The organism is Nitrospirillum bahiense, from assembly GCF_007828025.1.
Lineage (GTDB): Bacteria > Pseudomonadota > Alphaproteobacteria > Azospirillales > Azospirillaceae > Nitrospirillum > Nitrospirillum amazonense.
Genome location: NZ_VITO01000024.1, coordinates 17,155 through 32,114 on the forward strand (window position 1 = coordinate 17,155; position 14,960 = coordinate 32,114).

Genomic DNA, 14,960 nt, shown 5'->3' on the forward strand with positions numbered 1-14,960 from the left:
CGGCCGCCGCCTAGGGTAGCCGGCATGGTTCCACCAGGCGGGTGATTCCCATGCGCGCCCTTATCATCGGCAAGGCTTCGCCCTGCGTCGCGCGGCTGTCGCGGCTGCTGCGGGAACGCGGCTGGCAGGTCGACATCCTGGCGGCCCTGCCGCCGGCGCCCCGTATGACCGACGTCGTGGTGCTATCCGAGGATACCCGTCAATTGCGCGAGCGCCTGAGCCGCGCACGGCGGATCTTCGCCGACGCCCTGGTGGTGACGCTGGCGGCGGAGCAGGCGGACCGCGCCGGCGCCCTGGCGCTGGGCGCCGATGACCAGATGGACGCCGCCCTGACCGGCGACCTGGTGGTGGACCGCCTGCTGGCCCTGCTGCGCCTAAAGCGCCAGGGGCCGCGTCTGGCCTATGTTCTGGATGACCTGACCGTGGATGTGCGCCAGCGCCGGGTGCGCCGCGCCGGCCGCGACATCCTGCTGTCCTCGCGCGAGTTCCAGTTGCTGGTCCTGCTGCTGCAGGCGGAAGGGGCGGTGGTGCCGCGCAGCGCCATCCTCGACCGGCTGTGGGCCGGCGACCTGGACGTGGCCGACAATGCCGTGGACGCCCTGGCCTCCCGCCTGCGCCGCCGGCTGGATGGGCCGGGCCAGCCCCGCCTGCTGCACACCCTGCGCGGTGTTGGCTACTGCCTGCTGTCCGCCGTGATGGAGACCCGGGCCGCCGCCTGATGCCGCCGCCGGCTGTCCATCATGTAGGGGTCGTCATGTCGGGGCCGTCATGTCGCGGCCATGCTCAGGTGGATCAGGGCGGGTACGTTGTCGCAGCCCGTCTTTTCCATGACCCGCGCGCGATGGTTTTCCACCGTGCGGGCGCTGATGCCCAGCTTCCAGGCGATGACCTTGTTGGGATGGCCGGCCACCAGCAGGTCCATGACCTCGCGCTCACGGGTGCTCAAGGTCTCCAGCCGGCTTTGCGCCGCCTGGGATTCCGCCTGGTGGCGCAGGGTGTGGCCAAAGCGCGCCATGGCCGTCTCCACCGCCCGCACCAGGGCGTCGATGGCGAAGGGCTTCTCGATGAAATCCACCGCCCCGGCCTTCAGGGCCGTCACCGCCTTGGGCACGTCACCCTGGCCGGTCAGGATGATCATGGGCAGGGGACAACCGCGCCGCGCCAGCTCCGCTTGCAGCTCCAGGCCCGTCATGCCCGGCATGTTGATGTCGGCGATGACGCAGCCGGGCTCACCGTCGGCCCCGGCCTCCAGAAAGCCGATGGCCGAGGGGTATGTCGCCACGGGGTAGCCTTCGGCCTGGAACAGGGCGCTCAACGCGTCGCGCACCGCCTCGTCATCATCGACGATGGCCAGGGTCAGTTCAGGCTGCGGCATTGGGTGCCTCCTGGGTGGGCGCTTCCTCGGCGGGCAGCACCAAAGGCAGGGAAAACGAGAAAGCGGCACCGCCCAGCGTGCCGGTGCCGGCCCGCAGGCGGCCGCCGTGGGCCTCGACGATGCCGCGGCTGATGCTCAGGCCCAGGCCCATGCCCGTGGGCCGGGTGGTGGTGAAGGGCGCGAACAGGCGGCCCGCCACCTCCTCCGCGATGCCGGGGCCGGTGTCGGCCACGCGGATGTCGGCCCGGGTCGGGGGGGCCGCCCCGTCTTCCGCCGCCCGCATGTCGATCAGGATGCGGCGGTCGGTGGTGGCCCCGTCGGCCAGGGCGTCCAGGGCGTTGCGCACCAGGTTGATCAGCACCTGTTCCACCTGCACCCGGTCGATGGACAGGATCAAGCCATCCCCGACCACCACGTCCAGCCGTGCGCCGGCGTTGGCCACCTCATCCGCCAGCAGGCGGGCGACGCCGGCCACCAGGTCGCCGGCGGGTACCGGGGCGCTGTCCACCTGGCCGGTGCGGTAGAATTCGCGCAGGTGGCGGATGATGGCGCCGGCCCGCTCCGCCTGGGCGGCGGCCTTGCCCATCAGCTCCAGCGCCTTGGACTGGCTTTCGGATTCCAGGATGCGGCGGCAGGCGCCGGTGTAGCTGACGATGGCTGACAGGGGCTGGTTCAGCTCGTGCGCCAGGGCGGCCGCCAGTTCCTCCGTCAGGTGGCTGCGGCTGGCCTGCTCGGCGGCGGCGCGGTGCTGGCCCAGGGCCGCGGCGGCGCGCTTGCGGGCGGAGATGTCGCGAATGGTCAGTACGCCCATGACCCCGCCCGTCTCCTCGACCATGGCCAGGGACGATTCCACCGGCAGGGGGCGGCCGTCGGCGGCGACCAGCCATTCTTCGCCACTCTCACGGTGCAGCAGGTCGGCCAGGGGACGGCCGCGCAGGCTATCGGGCGTCCGGCCCGTCAGGTCGGCCACCAGGCGGTTGACCTCCTCCACCCGGCCGTCGGCGTCCAGGATGACGATGCCGTCGGGCGCCAGCTCGATCAGGGTCTTCAGTCGCGCCTCGCCCTTGGCGGCGGCGGCCCGCACCCGCTCGCGTTCCGAGATGACGGCGCCCAGCAGCAGGCCGGTCATGGCCAGCGACAGCATCAGGATTTGCAGCTTCAGCGCCTGATAGGGCTGGATGTCGCAAACGGCGATGCCCAGGCTGAGTGCGGCCTCCAGCCCGGCCAAGGCCAACACGGCGCCGGGCAGGCCGCTGCCGGCCGCCACCCAGACCAGGGGGATGAACACGGGGTAGAAGCGCGACCCCACTACCCGGGGGAAGATCACCGCCACCGACAGGCAGATGCCGGCGACCTGGCCCAGGATCTGGGCACGCAACAGGCGGGCCGGGTGCAGATGGCGCGTCAGACGCGGCACCATCAGGGCCAGGGGCGCCACCACGGTGACGCCGGCCACGTCGCCCACCCAATGCTGCAGGGCCACGGTCAGCGGGTCGGCGGTCATGGCGCGCCCGTCCCAGCCGGTCAACGTCCATCCCGCCAGGGGCCAGGCCGGCAGGACCCAGGCCAGGGCCAGCAGCAGCAGGCTTTGCCCCAGCGCCCCGGCCATGGTCAGGCCGGCCAGGCGCATGACGCCGTCCACATCCTCCAGCACGAAGCCCTCGCCATCCTGGCGCAGGCGGCGGGCCAGTAGCAGGGCGGGCAAGGCGAAGACCAGCGGTTCGGCCAGGGAGGGGATGGCCATGCTCGCGGCCAGGGGGTGGCTGGCCGGCACCAGGACGGCGCGCAGGGCCAAGCCGGCGACGGCCGCCGCCATCACTAGGGGCAGGCGCCGGGGGCCCCAGGCCATGACCAGGGCCAGGCCGATGCCGGCGCGCACGTTCCATGGCGCCCAGCCGGGCACGGCCGAGACCAGCAGCGGGTCCAGCAGGCCGGCCAGCGGGTACAACGCCAGCAAGGCCCAAGGCCAAGGGGAATTTGAAGTCGACAGCAAAAGGCCCCATCACGGACAGGATGAAGGCGGTTCCTTCATCTGCCTGTGATAGGGCCCTTGCGTTACGGTCTTGTGACGCCGTGCCTCATCGGGACGCCGCCTTCGACGCTGCCTTTAACGGGACGCCGTCTTCGACGGCGGGGCCCACTTGGCCAGCCAGTCGACCACGGCCTGCGGGTCCATGTGGCGGGCGTCGGTCAGGTCGAAGCTGGCGTCGCCGTTCACCAGGGTGCCGTCGGCCTCCACCACCAGCACGGTGGGCACGCCCTTGAACTTCGGCACGCCGAAGCGCGCGGGCACGTCCATGTTCTTGGTGTAGCGGCCCACGTCCACCGTCACCATGACGTAATTCTTGTCCAGGAAGCTGTGGACCTGCGGCAGTTCCACCAGGCCGGCCAGCACGCGGCAATCGCCGCACCAGTTGCCGCCGAAGTCCAGCAGCACGCGCTTGTGCTCCTTCTTCGCCTTGGCCAGGGCGGCGTCCACCTGGGCGTTCACGGCGGCGTTGTCGATGGCCTCGTCATAAGGGTAGGGCAGGGGCTGTTTCAGTTCCACATTGCCCACCTGCGGGGCGGCGACCTGGGCGGTGGCCGCGGCGGGGGCCAACAGGGGCAGGGCCAGCAGGGCGGCGACGCCCAGGGCGGAGAGGGTGGTGCGGGCGGTCATCGCAGGCTCCTGGGCTACAAGGGGACGGTCGCACTTTTCCAAGCGCGAATTCAGGTCATTATGCCTGATATGGGCACCAGGGAAAGCCCCGCCAGGGACCTATTCCCACCGCCGGCCGCATGACCGCCCGGCATTTGACGAATAATGGGCATCTGGTTCGGAAGGATTACCACAATGACCAATGTAGATAACAAGGTCATGAGCCGCGCGGCCCTGAACCGTGCCCTGCTGGCCCGCCAGATGCTGCTGTCGCGCCATGCCGCCGGCGTGGTCGCGGCGGTGGAGGCGACGGCGGGCCTGCAGGCGCAGGAACCGCGCCCGCCCTTCATCGGCCTGTGGTCCCGCCTGCTGGGCTTCCGGCGCGACGACCTGCTGGCGGCTTTGCGCGAACGCCACGTGGTGCGCGCCACCCTGCTGCGCGGCACCCAGCATCTGGTCAGCGCCGCCGACTACGCCGCCTGGCGCGGCCTGATGCAGCCGATGCTGACCGCCGCCTTCTTCGGCCTGGGCGACCGCACCCGCCATATCGACCCCCTGCCCATCGCCGCCGTGGCCCGGCCCTTCATGTCCCTGCCCCGCACCTTCACCGACCTGCGCGCCCATCTGGTCCAGGCCTTCCCGGATGAGGCGGACGACCGCGCCATGGGGCACGCGGTGCGCTGCCATCTGCCGCTGGTGACGGCGCCGGATGACGGCCCCTGGGGCATCGCCAACGACCCGCTGTACGTGGCGGCGGAGGAATGGCTGGAGCGGCCGGTGGATTTGCAGGGCGACCTGCAGGGGCTGGTGCGCCGCTATCTTGCCGCCTTCGGCCCCGCCACCGCTGCCGACATGCAGGCCTGGTGCGGGCTGAAGGGGCTGAAGCCGGTGCTGGAGTCCATGGCGGCGGAACTGGTGGTGCTGCGGGATGAGAAGGGAAGGGCGCTGTGGGACCTGCCGGACGCCCCCCGACCGCCGCCGGAGACGCCGGCGCCCGTGCGCTACGTGCCCGCCTTCGACAACCTCATCCTGGCCCACGCCGATCGCACCCGCATCGTGGACGAGGCCTGGCGCCCGCGCATCGTGTCCAAGAACCTTCAGGTGGCCGCCACCTTCCTGGTGGACGGCTTTGTCGCCGGCATCTGGAAAACGGTGCGCAAGGCCAAGCTGGCCACCCTGACGCTGGAGCCCTTCCTTCCCCTGGCCACCGCGCACGAGGCGGCCTTGCGGGAGGAGGGGGAGGCGCTGCTGCGCTTCCTGGAACCGGACGCGCCGGCGGTGGAGGTGAAGGTGGTGCCCCCATCTTCCTAGTCCCATGATCCGTGTTGCGTCGGGGCGCCCTGGGGCGGACCCTGGCCGTCATGGACTTCACCTTCGCCATCGCCGAGCTGGCGGGCGCCGTCGCCCTGCTGCTGTGGGGCGTGCATATGGTGCAAACCGGTGTGCAGCGCGCCTTCGGTGCCCGTCTGCGCGCGGTCCTGGGCCGGGCGCTGGCCAACCGGTTCCAGGCCTTCCTGGTGGGCATGGGCGTCACGGCGCTGCTGCAGAGCAGTACGGCCACCGGCCTGATGGTTTCAGGCTTCGTGGCCGGCGGGCTGGTGGATCTGGTGCCGGCTCTGGCCGTCATGCTGGGCGCCAACGTGGGCACCACCCTGATCGTCCAGGCCCTGTCCTTCAACGTCGCCTCCATCGCTCCGGTGCTGATCCTGGTGGGTTTCCTGCTGTTCCGCCGGGGCGTCAGCCCGTCGCGCGACATGGGCCGCGCCTTCATCGGCCTGGGCCTCATGCTCATGGCCCTGCACCAGTTGCTGGCGATCATCGCGCCCTATGAGGACGCGCCCAGCCTGCGCCTGATCCTGGGTGCCATCGCCACCGAACCGGTGGTGGATGTCATCCTGGCGGCGGCGCTGACCTGGGCCGCCCATTCCAGCGTGGCGGTGGTGCTGCTGACCATGTCGCTGGCGGCGCAGGGGGCCGTGCCGCCGCACGCCGCCTTCGCCCTGGTATTGGGCGCCAACCTGGGCACCGCCATCAACCCGGTGCTGGAAGGGGCCGCCGGCAACGACCCCGCCGCCCGGCGCCTGCCCTTGGGCAACCTGTTGAACCGGGCGGCGGCGGTGCTGCTGGGGCTGGCGGCGCTCGGGCACCTCGGTCCCCTGATGGTGGGGCTGGAGCCGGACGTGACCCGGGCGGTGGCCGATTTCCACACGCTGTTCAATGCGGCGGTGGCACTGCTGTGCTTCCCCTTGCTGCCGTTCTACGCCCGGCTGCTGGTCCGCCTGCTGCCGGCCAGGATGGATGCAGCCGATCCGGGCCGTCCGCTCTACCTCGACCCATCGGCCCAGGACACGCCGGTGGTGGCCCTGGGCAACGCCGCGCGGGAGGCCCTGCGCCTGGTGGACGTGCTGGAGGCCATGCTGCAGGGCCTGCGCGACGCGCTGGACGACGGTGATCGGCGGCGCATCGCCGAGACCAAGCGCATGGACGACGTGCTGGATCGGCTGAACACTGCCATCAAGGCCTATCTCTCCGCCCTGGACAGCGACGCCCTGTCGGACGCGGACCAGCGGCGGGCGCTGGAAATCCTGACCTTCGCCATGAATATGGAACACGCGGGCGATGTGGTGGACCGCAACCTGATGGGGCTGGCGCGCAAGCGGCTGAAGCGCGGGCTGGCTTTCTCGGCCGAGGGGCAACGGGATCTGCTGGCCCTGGTCGACAGCCTGATCGTCAACCTGCGCACGGCGGGCTCGCTGTTCATGACCGGCGATGCCCGCGCCGCCCGGCTGCTGGCCGGCGAGAAAGAGGCGTTCCGCCGGCGCGAGAACGAGGCCACCACCGCCCACTTCGCCCGCCTCAGCGCCGGCCGGGTGGACAGCGCGGAAACCAGCGCCCTGCATTTGGACCTGCTGCGCGACCTGAAACGGGTGAACACCCATCTGGTGGAAGCGGCGGCCTATCCCGTCCTGGAACGCTCCGGCGACCTGCTGCCCAGCCGGCTGAAGGGTCATCAGCCGGCGGATACGCGGGAGGATGGGGACTGATCACTTTTCCAGTTCGCGGATTACCGCCAGCCACAGGGCCAGCGTCTCCGAATGCGGGCTGGTCAAGGGCAGGTTGTCGGTTTTGACCGAGGTCTGGACCATGACCAGCTTGGTCTTGGGGTCGATGAAGATGTATTGGCCCTCGGCACCTAGAAGCGCGAACAGCCGGCGGCCGTCGGGGCTGACCTTGGGGGGCGGCACCCAGACCTGGTAGCCATAGCCGTAAAGGTGCGCCGCCGTGCCCGACGCCACCTGCGCATCGGCCGGGTCCAGGGTGGTGGCGGCCAACAGCCAGTCCTTGGGGATCAGCTGCTTGCCCTCCCAGGCGCCGTCGTGGGCCAGCAGGCGGCCCAGGCGGCCATAATCGCGCAGGGTGGCGTTGAAGCCGGAACAGCCGATCTCCTGCCCGCTGGCGTCCACCTCCCACCGCGCCTCCGCCTCCGCCCCCATGGGCTGCCAGACCTTGGCGGTCAGATAATCGGACAGGGACTGGCCGGTGGCGTGACGCACCACGGTGGTCAGGGTTTCGCTATCACCACAGGAATATTGGAAACGGCTGCCGGCGGGGGTGGTGCGGGCGTACTTGGCCAGCGCCGTTCCCTCATCCACCCCGCTGTGGATGTCCTGGTACAGGCCGCGCGGCTCCGCATCCTCAAAGGCCACGCCGGACGACATCTGCAGCAGCGCCTTCAGCGGCGTCTGGCCATAGGCGCTGCCCTTCAGGGTGGGGACATAGGCCTCGGCCAGGTCGCCGATACCCTTGACGCGTCCGTCGGCGATGGCGGCCCCCAGCAGCAGGCTGACCAGGGTCTTGGCCATGGATTGCGAGGTGAAGCGGTCCTTGTCCGTGCGGCCGTACTGGTAACGTTCCACCAGGATGGTGTCGTCCTTCAGGATCAGCAGGCCGGTGGCCGGCACCCGCGCCATATAGTCCGCCAGGCCCAGCACCGGCCCGTCCTTCAGGTGCAGGATGTCGGGCACGTAGTGCAGTTCCGGCTCCGCCGCCGCCCGCTTGAAGGTCCAGGGCTTGGCCGCCGCCGGCAGGGTGTGGGTCTTCACCAGGCTGTCGTAATGGCTGAAGCCCCAGACCATGTGGGGCTTCTCATACCAATTGTCCCAGGTACCGGCGGGATAACCCTGGGCCTGGCCATAGGCGGCGGCGTCCGGACCGCCGGGCTCGAAGGTCTGGGCGCCGGCGACGGTGGCCAACAGCGATGCCGCCAGCGCGGCGGTGATTGGTCCGGTACGGCGCATCAGGCGTCCCCCTCTTCGGATATCGGGTTGTCGGACCCCGGATCGGCGTCGGCCAGCCTGTCCATCAGGCCGGCCGCCAGGCGCAGCAGCTCGCGCTCGGTCGGGGTCAGGGTGGTGATCATGGCGCGGGCCAGGGCGGTGCGCCGGCCGTGCACGTCGCCGAACAGGGCCCGGCGGCCGGTATCGGTGATCTCGATACGCACCTGGCGGCGGTCGGCCGAGTCCGGCCGGCGGGCGATGTGGCCCAGGCCCTCCAGATCAGCCAGCAGGCGGGTCAGCGACTGCGGCTGGATGCGCAGATAGGCGGCCAGCGCCGTGGCCGTGGCCGGCCCCTCCCGGTGCAGCTGGCCCAGTACGCCCAGCTTGGTCGTGCTCATACCCTCCGCAGGCCGGTTGGCCAGTAGGCGGCGGGACAGGGCGGCGGTGCTGCGGTGCAGCCGCCGCGCCGTTTCCAGCGCCGCCGCGAAGATATCGTCGTGTTCGTTCATATACCAAGCTATGGCTTAGTATATTGTCGAGATCAACGGGAGTTTTCCCAGGGATCGGCGACATTTGTGATAAGCCGTCCTTCTCAACGACCGGGCCGGCGGTTTCAACCGATGGAAAACCCCATCCTGAAACGGCCAAGTAAAACATAAGATTATGATTCCGCTGCGGTGCGGCGAATTTTTGGTGTGATTGAAGGTGGGATAGGATCGCTGCCGTGGCAATTGGTCGCGACTGTGAGCAGCTATTGATTGGCTGGGCCAAATATGCCTTTTTGCATACAACATAAGCGTAAGAACGCCCCGGCACGGGGCCCGGGATCGCATATCCTGGTATTCCCATCCTAAGACTCGGCTTGGAATTCCCTGATAGCGTCATGTGGGTCGTACCCGTGGACCCTTCCATTCAAAATGGCGCCCGGCTTCCTTCTGGCCGCCTTGGAGAAACGACCATGGTGGCGCTTCCCGAAACCGCCAACGGCACCGTCACCGACAGGGCGGATCCCCAGCCGGGAGAGCGTGGGTTGCGCGCCCGGTGGCGCCGCGCCCGCTTCATGGCGCCGGCCGACATCGGCCTGTTCCTGCGCAGCGCCAAGACGGACGGCGCCATCGGCCGCTGGCGGAGTGAGGTCGGCCAGCGCGCCGCGTTCGAGAACGCCTACGGCACCTTCGGCGATCCGTGGGCATCGGGCAGCGACCGCTACCGCTACCAGGGCTGGAAGTATGACCGCATCATCGACTGCCTGCCTCCTGGGCGCCGGTTCAGCCGCGCGCTGGATCTGGGCTGCGGGCTGGGGTTGCTCAGCACCAGGCTGGCGGCCCGTGCCGACGCCGTGGTCGGGATGGATATCGCCCAGGCGGCGGTGGACCGGGCGGCCGCGCGTGCCGCCGCCCACGCCCATGTCAGTTTCCGCCAGGGCGATGTCCTGGACCTGCCGCGCGACCTGGATGGCCAGTTCGACCTGGTGGTGATCGCGGACACGCTCTACTACCTGCCGCCGCCCATCACGCCCGCCCTATTGAAGGGGGTGGCGGCGCGGGTGGCCGACTTGCTGGCCCCCGGGGGCGTCTGCCTGCTGGCCAACCACTACTTCTTCGCCGCCGATCCGGAGTCGCGGCTGTCCCGGCGTATCCATGAGGCCTTCGCCTGGTCGCCGCGCTTCCATCTGGTGCGGGAAAGCCGCCGCCCCTTCTATCTGGTCAGCCTGCTGGACCATCAGCCCTGAGCGGATGGCCCGGCCGCGCCTTCGGCCTGCTGCCGCTGAATCTGGCTCTGCATTCCACGCAGCCAGCGGTCGCGCAGGATGGTGGGACGATCGGGATAGCGCTCGTCCAAGAAGTCGGCGGCCGTCACCCGGTCGGTGCGGAAATGGCGAAAGTCCTGGCGCAGCTCGCACCACGCCACCAGCAGGCGCACGGTCTGGAAATAGGCGACGGTGACGGGCCAGACGATGCGGTCGCTGGGCCGGCCCAGTTCGTCGGCGTAACTCAGGCGAATCTTGCGCCCAGCATGGATCCACGTGCGGGTGCGGGCCATGTCCAGGCTGTCCGGCATGCTGGCCGGCCGCCGGGGCGGCATGCGCGTCGCCGGCTCCAGCACATAGGGGCGCAGGCGGTCGGGCACGGCGGCGGCGATCTTGGCGATCAGGTCCTGGGCCGCCCGCACCAGGGTGGGGTCGGCCTGGGTACTGACCCATTGCGCGCCCAGCACGGCGGCCTCGATCTCATCCGGGGTCAGCATCAGGGGCGGCAGGTCGTACCCCTCGTCCAGCACATAGCCGATGCCCGCCTCCCCCCGGATGGGCACCCGCTGGGCCATGAGGTCGGCGATGTCGCGATAGACGGTGCGCTTGGACGTCTCCAGCTCCGCCGCGATGGCGTCGGCCGTCAGGGGACGGCGCGTGCGGCGCAGGATCTGGATGATCTGGAACAGGCGGTCGGCGCGTCTCATGGGGGCATCCTGGTGTCACGCTGCTGACAGCATGTTGGCAGCAGGATGGCAGTAGAACGTGGGCATCCACAAGCCACCATCCCCCAAGCCACTCCCCCGAGGAAAACCGCCATGACCGCCACCCAGAGCAACCCCAGCCAGCCCATCACCCTCTACACCGGCGGCGCCTTGTTCGGCCTGCCCGACGCCAGCCCCTTCTGCATCAAGGCGGAGGTGCAGCTGAAGATGGCCGGGGTGCCCTATGTGAAGGCCCAGGGCATGCCCGACCAGGGTCCCAAGGGACAGATCCCGTATATCGAGGATGACGGCACCCGTCTGGGCGACAGCACCTTCATCCGCGCCCATATCGAGAAGACCTACGGCGTGGATCTGGACGCCGGCCTCACGCCCCAGCAGCGGGCGCTGTCCTGGACCATCGAGCGTCTGCTGGAAAATCAGCTGTACTGGACCGTGGTGTACAGCCGTTGGCTGATTCCGGAGAACTTCGCCAAGGGCCCGGCCCAGTTCTTTAACCGCGTGCCGGAAGCCATGCGGGAAACCCTGCGTCAGCAGGTGCTGGAGCGGGTGACCAACAATGTGCGCGCCGCCGGTCCCGGGCGTCATTCGGATGCGGAGATCGCGGATCTCTGCGACCGCTCCCTGTCCGCCCTGTCCCTGCTGCTGGGCGACCAGCCCTACTTCCTGGGCGACCGGACCACGGCGGTGGACGCCACGGCGCTGGGCGTGCTGGCCAGCCTGCTGACGCCCTACTTCGATACGGAGGTGCGTCGCCGGGTGCTGAAGTATCCCAACCTGCTGGCCTACACCGACCGGCTGATGGCGGAATTCTATCCTGATTTCGCCTGGGAACCGGCGGTCGCGGCGGCGTAAAGGAACCGCCGTCAGCTTCGCCTGTTAGGGCCCTGCCTCCATAACCCCAAGGAAGCAGGGCGCCCATGCTGGTTCAGCCGGTGGATTATTTCCTGGCCGCCTGGTTTGTCCTGGCGCTGGCGTCGGCCGTGTATGTCGGTATCGACCAATATCGCCACAACCCGGAACCGCCGGTGATGAAGTGGGGCTTCATCCTCATCACCCTCTATCTCGGACCTCTCGGCCTTTTGCTGTACGTGCTGGTCGACAAGGAACCCCGGCCTGGCGCGCATGAGGCGTTCATCCGGCCTCTGTGGAAGCAGGGGGCCGGCTCCACCATCCACTGCGTGGCGGGGGACGCTACCGGCATCGTACTGGCGGCCGTGGTGACGGCGGCGTTCGGCCTGCCCATGTGGCTGGACCTGATCGTGGAATATCTGTCCGGGTTCGCCATGGGGCTGTTCATCTTCCAGTCGCTGTTCATGCGGTCGGCCATGGGCGGCGGCTATTGGCAGAACGTGCGTGGCAGCTTCCTGCCGGAATTCATCAGCATGAACTTCATGATGGCCGGCATGGCACCGGTCATGTGCTTCCTGATGATGGGGCGCGACATGCGCGCCATGGAACCGGCGGAACTGCTGTTCTGGGGCACCATGGCGCTGGGCGTCGGCGCGGGGTTCGTCACGGCCTACCCCGCCAATGTCTGGATGGTGGCCCGGGGGATGAAGCATGGGTTGATGACCCAGCGGGAAGGAAGCCACCATCGTCATGAGATGAAATCCGACGCCACTGCTTCCCAGGTGGCCGCGCTGGGTGGCGTGTCGCTGCTGGCGCTGGTCACCGGCATGGCGGCGCCGGCCAACTGGCTGAATCTGGACGTGTCGGCGCGCGACGTGGGTGGGGCCATAATGCCGCCCGGCATGGTCATGGACCGCGATACCCCGGCCGAAGCGATGCGCGACATGGCCGCCGTGGATCCGCGCCGGGTGACGGCGGCTTTTGGTATCGACGCCATGGGCGACCGTGCGTTGCCCTACCGGCTGGAGGACGGGGTGAAGGTCTTCGACCTGCGCGCGTCCGTCATCCGCTGGACCATCCTTCCCGGCGTCACCGTTGACGCCTATGCCTATAACGGCCAGGTCCCCGGGCCGCGCATCCATATCCGGCAGGGTGACCGGGTGCGCATCAACGTTACCAACGCGCTGCCGGAACCCACCACCGTCCATTGGCATGGCCTGACGGTTCCCAACGCCATGGATGGACCTGCCTGGGTGGCGCAGCCGCCCATCCCGCCCGGCGGGCGGTTCAGCTACGAATTCACGGCTGGCCAGCACGGCACCTATTTCTACCACCCGCACGCCAACCCAGACCGCACGCAGGCCCTGGGGCTGTACGGCGCGCTGATCATCGACCCCGCCGACCCCAAGGACGAGGTGCCGGCCGACCATGACTATGTGATCCAGCTGCAGGAATGGCTGCTGCGCGATGGGCTGACCTTCCCCGCCATGCCCATGGACGGCGGCCATCCCAATTATTTCACCATCAACGGTCGTGCCTATCCCGCGACGGAAACGGTGCGCATGAAGGTGGGTGAAACGCTGAAGGTGCGCTTCATCGGCACCAACACCGGCTTCATCCATCCCATGCACATCCATGGCGGGCCCTTCCTGGTCGTGGCCCGCGATGGACAGACGCTGCCGCCGCCCGCGCGGTATGAGGCGGACACCGTGAATGTGGGGCCAGGCCAGCGCTACGACGTCATCTGGACGGCGCGCCTGCCGGGGAAATGGCTGATCCATTGTCATATTCCCCATCACACCACTAACAACAATACCGAATCGCGGGGCGGCGGCGGCTTGATGGTGGTGATCGACGTTCAGCCCTGAGATCCGGTTTCCGTGATGTGCAGGACGGAAACGGGCGCCCGCCGTTTGCCTATTCCTCGCGGAACACCAGTTCCAGAAGGATGGCGCCGCCGCCCGCGCTGGGGGGCGTGCGGATGAACAGCCGCCGTTCCCCCAGGTCGGGAAGGTCCATGGTGGAATAGGGGATGGCCAGGCCCTCCAGCCTGGCCCGCAGGGCCCAGTAACGTTCCGACTGGCCATCCATGCGGAAGGCCACGTGGTCCAGCATCTCCCCCGCCCGGCCCACCGGGGCGCCCGATCCCGGGATCAGGTGCATGATGGGGGCGTCCCCGGCGTACAGCCAATAGCCAGGGAAATCGAAGGGTGGTCGGTACCCGGGCTTCAGGTTCAGCACTGCCTCCAGGAAGCCGCGCGTGGCTTCCAGGTCGGCGGTGCGCAGGGTGGCGTGGTCCAGGTGCATGGCCGCCCCCGCCTCAGATCGTTTCGGTTTCGCGCACGGTCAGCGGGCTGCCGGCGGCGAAGCGAGCAATCTCATCCTTGCGCAGGAAGGTCACGCCGGGGTGGCTCTTGGCGTAGGTCAGGAACTTGTCCCACACCCGCACCATCTGCGGCGTGCCGCTGATGCGGTCATGCGCGCTGATGGACATCATGCGGCGGCGGTGGCCCGCCTCCTCATACAGCTGGTCGAAGTCCAGCGTGACCTGCTCCAGGAACTGGGTGGGGGTGTAATTGCGGCCCTCGATCAGGACGATGTCGTTGTTGCGTAGGGTGTAGGGCACGACCACGAAGTCATGGCCGTTCACCTGCTCGATGAAGGGCTCATCCCGGCTGACGTCATCGATGTGGTAGAGATAGCCCAGCTCCTGCAGCAGCGGCAGGGTATGGGGCCCGCGGCGCAACCAGTTCGCGTTGTAGCCGACGGGCGTCTGGCCGGTGACCTCCGCCACCATGGTGCGGGCATCGGTCAGGAACTGGCGCTCCTCCTCCCGGCTCATGGCGTATTCGGAACTCCAGCGCGGGCCGTGGCCGGCGGCCTCATGGCCGCGCTTCACGATCTCGCGCGCCAGGTCCGGGTTCTTGCGCACCGCCTCGCCGATCATGTGCGAGGTGACCTTGACGCCGTGCTTGTCCCACAGGTCCAGCATGCGCGGCACGCCCTCGCGATAGCCGTAGGCGAACCAGGTGTTGGCGACGGCGTCGCTGGGCACGCTGTCGGGGAAGTCCACCTTGGGGAAGGGGCTGTCGGTACCCTTCAGCGGCTGGCCGCCCGCCTCGAACTGCATGGAGACGCTGATGACTAGGCGGGTGTCGCCGGGCCAGAAGCCGCCTTGGGATTTAAGGGGCGCTGGCTTGGTGGCGGTGGTCTTGGACTCGGCGGCGCCAGCGGCGGACCCGCCTAGGGCCATGCCGGCGGCCAGCAGGCCGGCACCGGCGCCGGCATGGGTCAGGAAGCTGCGGCGGCTGGCGGTGATGTCGATGGTCATGGCGGGTTGCTCCTC

The 14,960-nt window shown here is 69.1% G+C and carries 14 protein-coding genes; 6 read left to right on the top strand and 8 right to left on the bottom strand.

Features of this window, described 5'->3' with window-relative positions; genetic code table 11:
• Window positions 1–50 precede the first annotated feature (50 nt).
• Window positions 51–719 (top strand): winged helix-turn-helix domain-containing protein, encoded by a 669-nt coding sequence (locus tag FBZ88_RS25360; protein ID WP_145619831.1) that lies wholly within the window; start codon window positions 51–53, stop codon window positions 717–719.
• 47 nt (window positions 720–766) lie between these two features.
• Here the strand turns inward: FBZ88_RS25360 and FBZ88_RS25365 are convergent, their stop codons facing one another.
• The 3 genes from FBZ88_RS25365 to FBZ88_RS25375 form a co-directional block, all read right to left on the bottom strand.
• On the bottom strand, window positions 767–1,375 hold the full coding sequence (locus FBZ88_RS25365; protein WP_145619832.1) for a response regulator transcription factor: 609 nt from the start codon (window positions 1,373–1,375) through the stop codon (window positions 767–769).
• Complete coding sequence (locus FBZ88_RS25370; RefSeq protein WP_145619833.1) at window positions 1,362–3,332, bottom strand: ATP-binding protein; 1,971 nt, start codon at window positions 3,330–3,332, stop codon at window positions 1,362–1,364. Before FBZ88_RS25370 ends, FBZ88_RS25365 begins: the two co-directional genes overlap by 14 nt.
• A 150-nt stretch (window positions 3,333–3,482) precedes the next feature.
• Window positions 3,483–4,034, bottom strand: a complete 552-nt coding sequence (locus tag FBZ88_RS25375) for a thioredoxin family protein (protein ID WP_004273132.1) — start codon at window positions 4,032–4,034, stop codon at window positions 3,483–3,485.
• A 174-nt stretch (window positions 4,035–4,208) separates the two neighbouring features.
• On the opposite strand from FBZ88_RS25375, the gene FBZ88_RS25380 reads away from it, so the two are divergent.
• Window positions 4,209–5,324 carry a winged helix DNA-binding domain-containing protein gene (locus FBZ88_RS25380; RefSeq protein WP_211102799.1) on the top strand — a complete coding sequence of 372 codons (1,116 nt, stop codon included), beginning with the start codon at window positions 4,209–4,211 and terminating at the stop codon, window positions 5,322–5,324.
• A 14-nt stretch (window positions 5,325–5,338) separates the two neighbouring features.
• Window positions 5,339–7,057 (top strand): Na/Pi cotransporter family protein, encoded by a 1,719-nt coding sequence (locus tag FBZ88_RS25385; RefSeq protein ID WP_246138854.1) that lies wholly within the window; start codon window positions 5,339–5,341, stop codon window positions 7,055–7,057.
• On the opposite strand, the gene FBZ88_RS25390 is transcribed toward FBZ88_RS25385, so the two are convergent.
• The gene (locus tag FBZ88_RS25390) at window positions 7,058–8,311 is read right to left on the bottom strand and encodes a serine hydrolase domain-containing protein (RefSeq protein WP_145619834.1); all 1,254 of its coding nucleotides are present in this window, start codon (window positions 8,309–8,311) and stop codon (window positions 7,058–7,060) included.
• Window positions 8,311–8,799, bottom strand: coding sequence for a MarR family winged helix-turn-helix transcriptional regulator (locus tag FBZ88_RS25395; protein ID WP_145619835.1), 489 nt, complete (start codon window positions 8,797–8,799; stop codon window positions 8,311–8,313). Before FBZ88_RS25395 ends, FBZ88_RS25390 begins: the two co-directional genes overlap by 1 nt.
• Before the next feature lie 449 nt (window positions 8,800–9,248).
• Here FBZ88_RS25395 and FBZ88_RS25400 point away from each other — a divergent pair, with 449 nt between their 5' ends.
• Entirely contained in the window at window positions 9,249–10,022 is a 774-nt protein-coding gene (locus FBZ88_RS25400; protein ID WP_186464595.1) for a class I SAM-dependent methyltransferase, read from the top strand.
• Here FBZ88_RS25400 and FBZ88_RS25405 read toward each other — a convergent pair.
• Window positions 10,013–10,747 carry a helix-turn-helix transcriptional regulator gene (locus FBZ88_RS25405; RefSeq protein WP_145619837.1) on the bottom strand — a complete coding sequence of 245 codons (735 nt, stop codon included), beginning with the start codon at window positions 10,745–10,747 and terminating at the stop codon, window positions 10,013–10,015. The two genes, FBZ88_RS25400 and FBZ88_RS25405, sit on opposite strands and share 10 nt — an antisense overlap.
• 111 nt (window positions 10,748–10,858) lie before the next feature.
• Between FBZ88_RS25405 and FBZ88_RS25410 the strand changes: the two genes are divergently transcribed.
• Together FBZ88_RS25410 and FBZ88_RS25415 are read left to right on the top strand one after the other, a co-directional pair.
• Window positions 10,859–11,617 (top strand): glutathione S-transferase family protein, encoded by a 759-nt coding sequence (locus tag FBZ88_RS25410; RefSeq protein ID WP_145619838.1) that lies wholly within the window; start codon window positions 10,859–10,861, stop codon window positions 11,615–11,617.
• A gap of 65 nt (window positions 11,618–11,682) precedes the next feature.
• Window positions 11,683–13,482, top strand: coding sequence for a multicopper oxidase domain-containing protein (locus tag FBZ88_RS25415; protein ID WP_145619839.1), 1,800 nt, complete (start codon window positions 11,683–11,685; stop codon window positions 13,480–13,482).
• 49 nt (window positions 13,483–13,531) lie between these two features.
• Here the strand turns inward: FBZ88_RS25415 and FBZ88_RS25420 are convergent, their stop codons facing one another.
• Window positions 13,532–13,921, bottom strand: coding sequence for a VOC family protein (locus FBZ88_RS25420; RefSeq protein WP_145619840.1), 390 nt, complete (start codon window positions 13,919–13,921; stop codon window positions 13,532–13,534).
• Between the two features lie 13 nt (window positions 13,922–13,934).
• Window positions 13,935–14,945 carry a polysaccharide deacetylase family protein gene (locus FBZ88_RS25425; protein WP_145619841.1) on the bottom strand — a complete coding sequence of 337 codons (1,011 nt, stop codon included), beginning with the start codon at window positions 14,943–14,945 and terminating at the stop codon, window positions 13,935–13,937.
• Between the last annotated feature and the right edge of the window lie 15 nt (window positions 14,946–14,960).

Coding starts and splice junctions, on each gene's coding strand:
- FBZ88_RS25360 (WP_145619831.1), top strand. CDS start 51: ATGCGCGCCCTTATCATCGGCAAGGCTTCGCCCTGCGTCGCGCGGCTG.
- FBZ88_RS25365 (WP_145619832.1), bottom strand. CDS start 1,375: ATGCCGCAGCCTGAACTGACCCTGGCCATCGTCGATGATGACGAGGCG.
- FBZ88_RS25375 (WP_004273132.1), bottom strand. CDS start 4,034: ATGACCGCCCGCACCACCCTCTCCGCCCTGGGCGTCGCCGCCCTGCTG.
- FBZ88_RS25380 (WP_211102799.1), top strand. CDS start 4,209: ATGACCAATGTAGATAACAAGGTCATGAGCCGCGCGGCCCTGAACCGT.
- FBZ88_RS25390 (WP_145619834.1), bottom strand. CDS start 8,311: ATGCGCCGTACCGGACCAATCACCGCCGCGCTGGCGGCATCGCTGTTG.
- FBZ88_RS25395 (WP_145619835.1), bottom strand. CDS start 8,799: ATGAACGAACACGACGATATCTTCGCGGCGGCGCTGGAAACGGCGCGG.
- FBZ88_RS25400 (WP_186464595.1), top strand. CDS start 9,249: ATGGTGGCGCTTCCCGAAACCGCCAACGGCACCGTCACCGACAGGGCG.
- FBZ88_RS25405 (WP_145619837.1), bottom strand. CDS start 10,747: ATGAGACGCGCCGACCGCCTGTTCCAGATCATCCAGATCCTGCGCCGC.
- FBZ88_RS25410 (WP_145619838.1), top strand. CDS start 10,859: ATGACCGCCACCCAGAGCAACCCCAGCCAGCCCATCACCCTCTACACC.
- FBZ88_RS25415 (WP_145619839.1), top strand. CDS start 11,683: ATGCTGGTTCAGCCGGTGGATTATTTCCTGGCCGCCTGGTTTGTCCTG.
- FBZ88_RS25420 (WP_145619840.1), bottom strand. CDS start 13,921: ATGCACCTGGACCACGCCACCCTGCGCACCGCCGACCTGGAAGCCACG.
- FBZ88_RS25425 (WP_145619841.1), bottom strand. CDS start 14,945: ATGACCATCGACATCACCGCCAGCCGCCGCAGCTTCCTGACCCATGCC.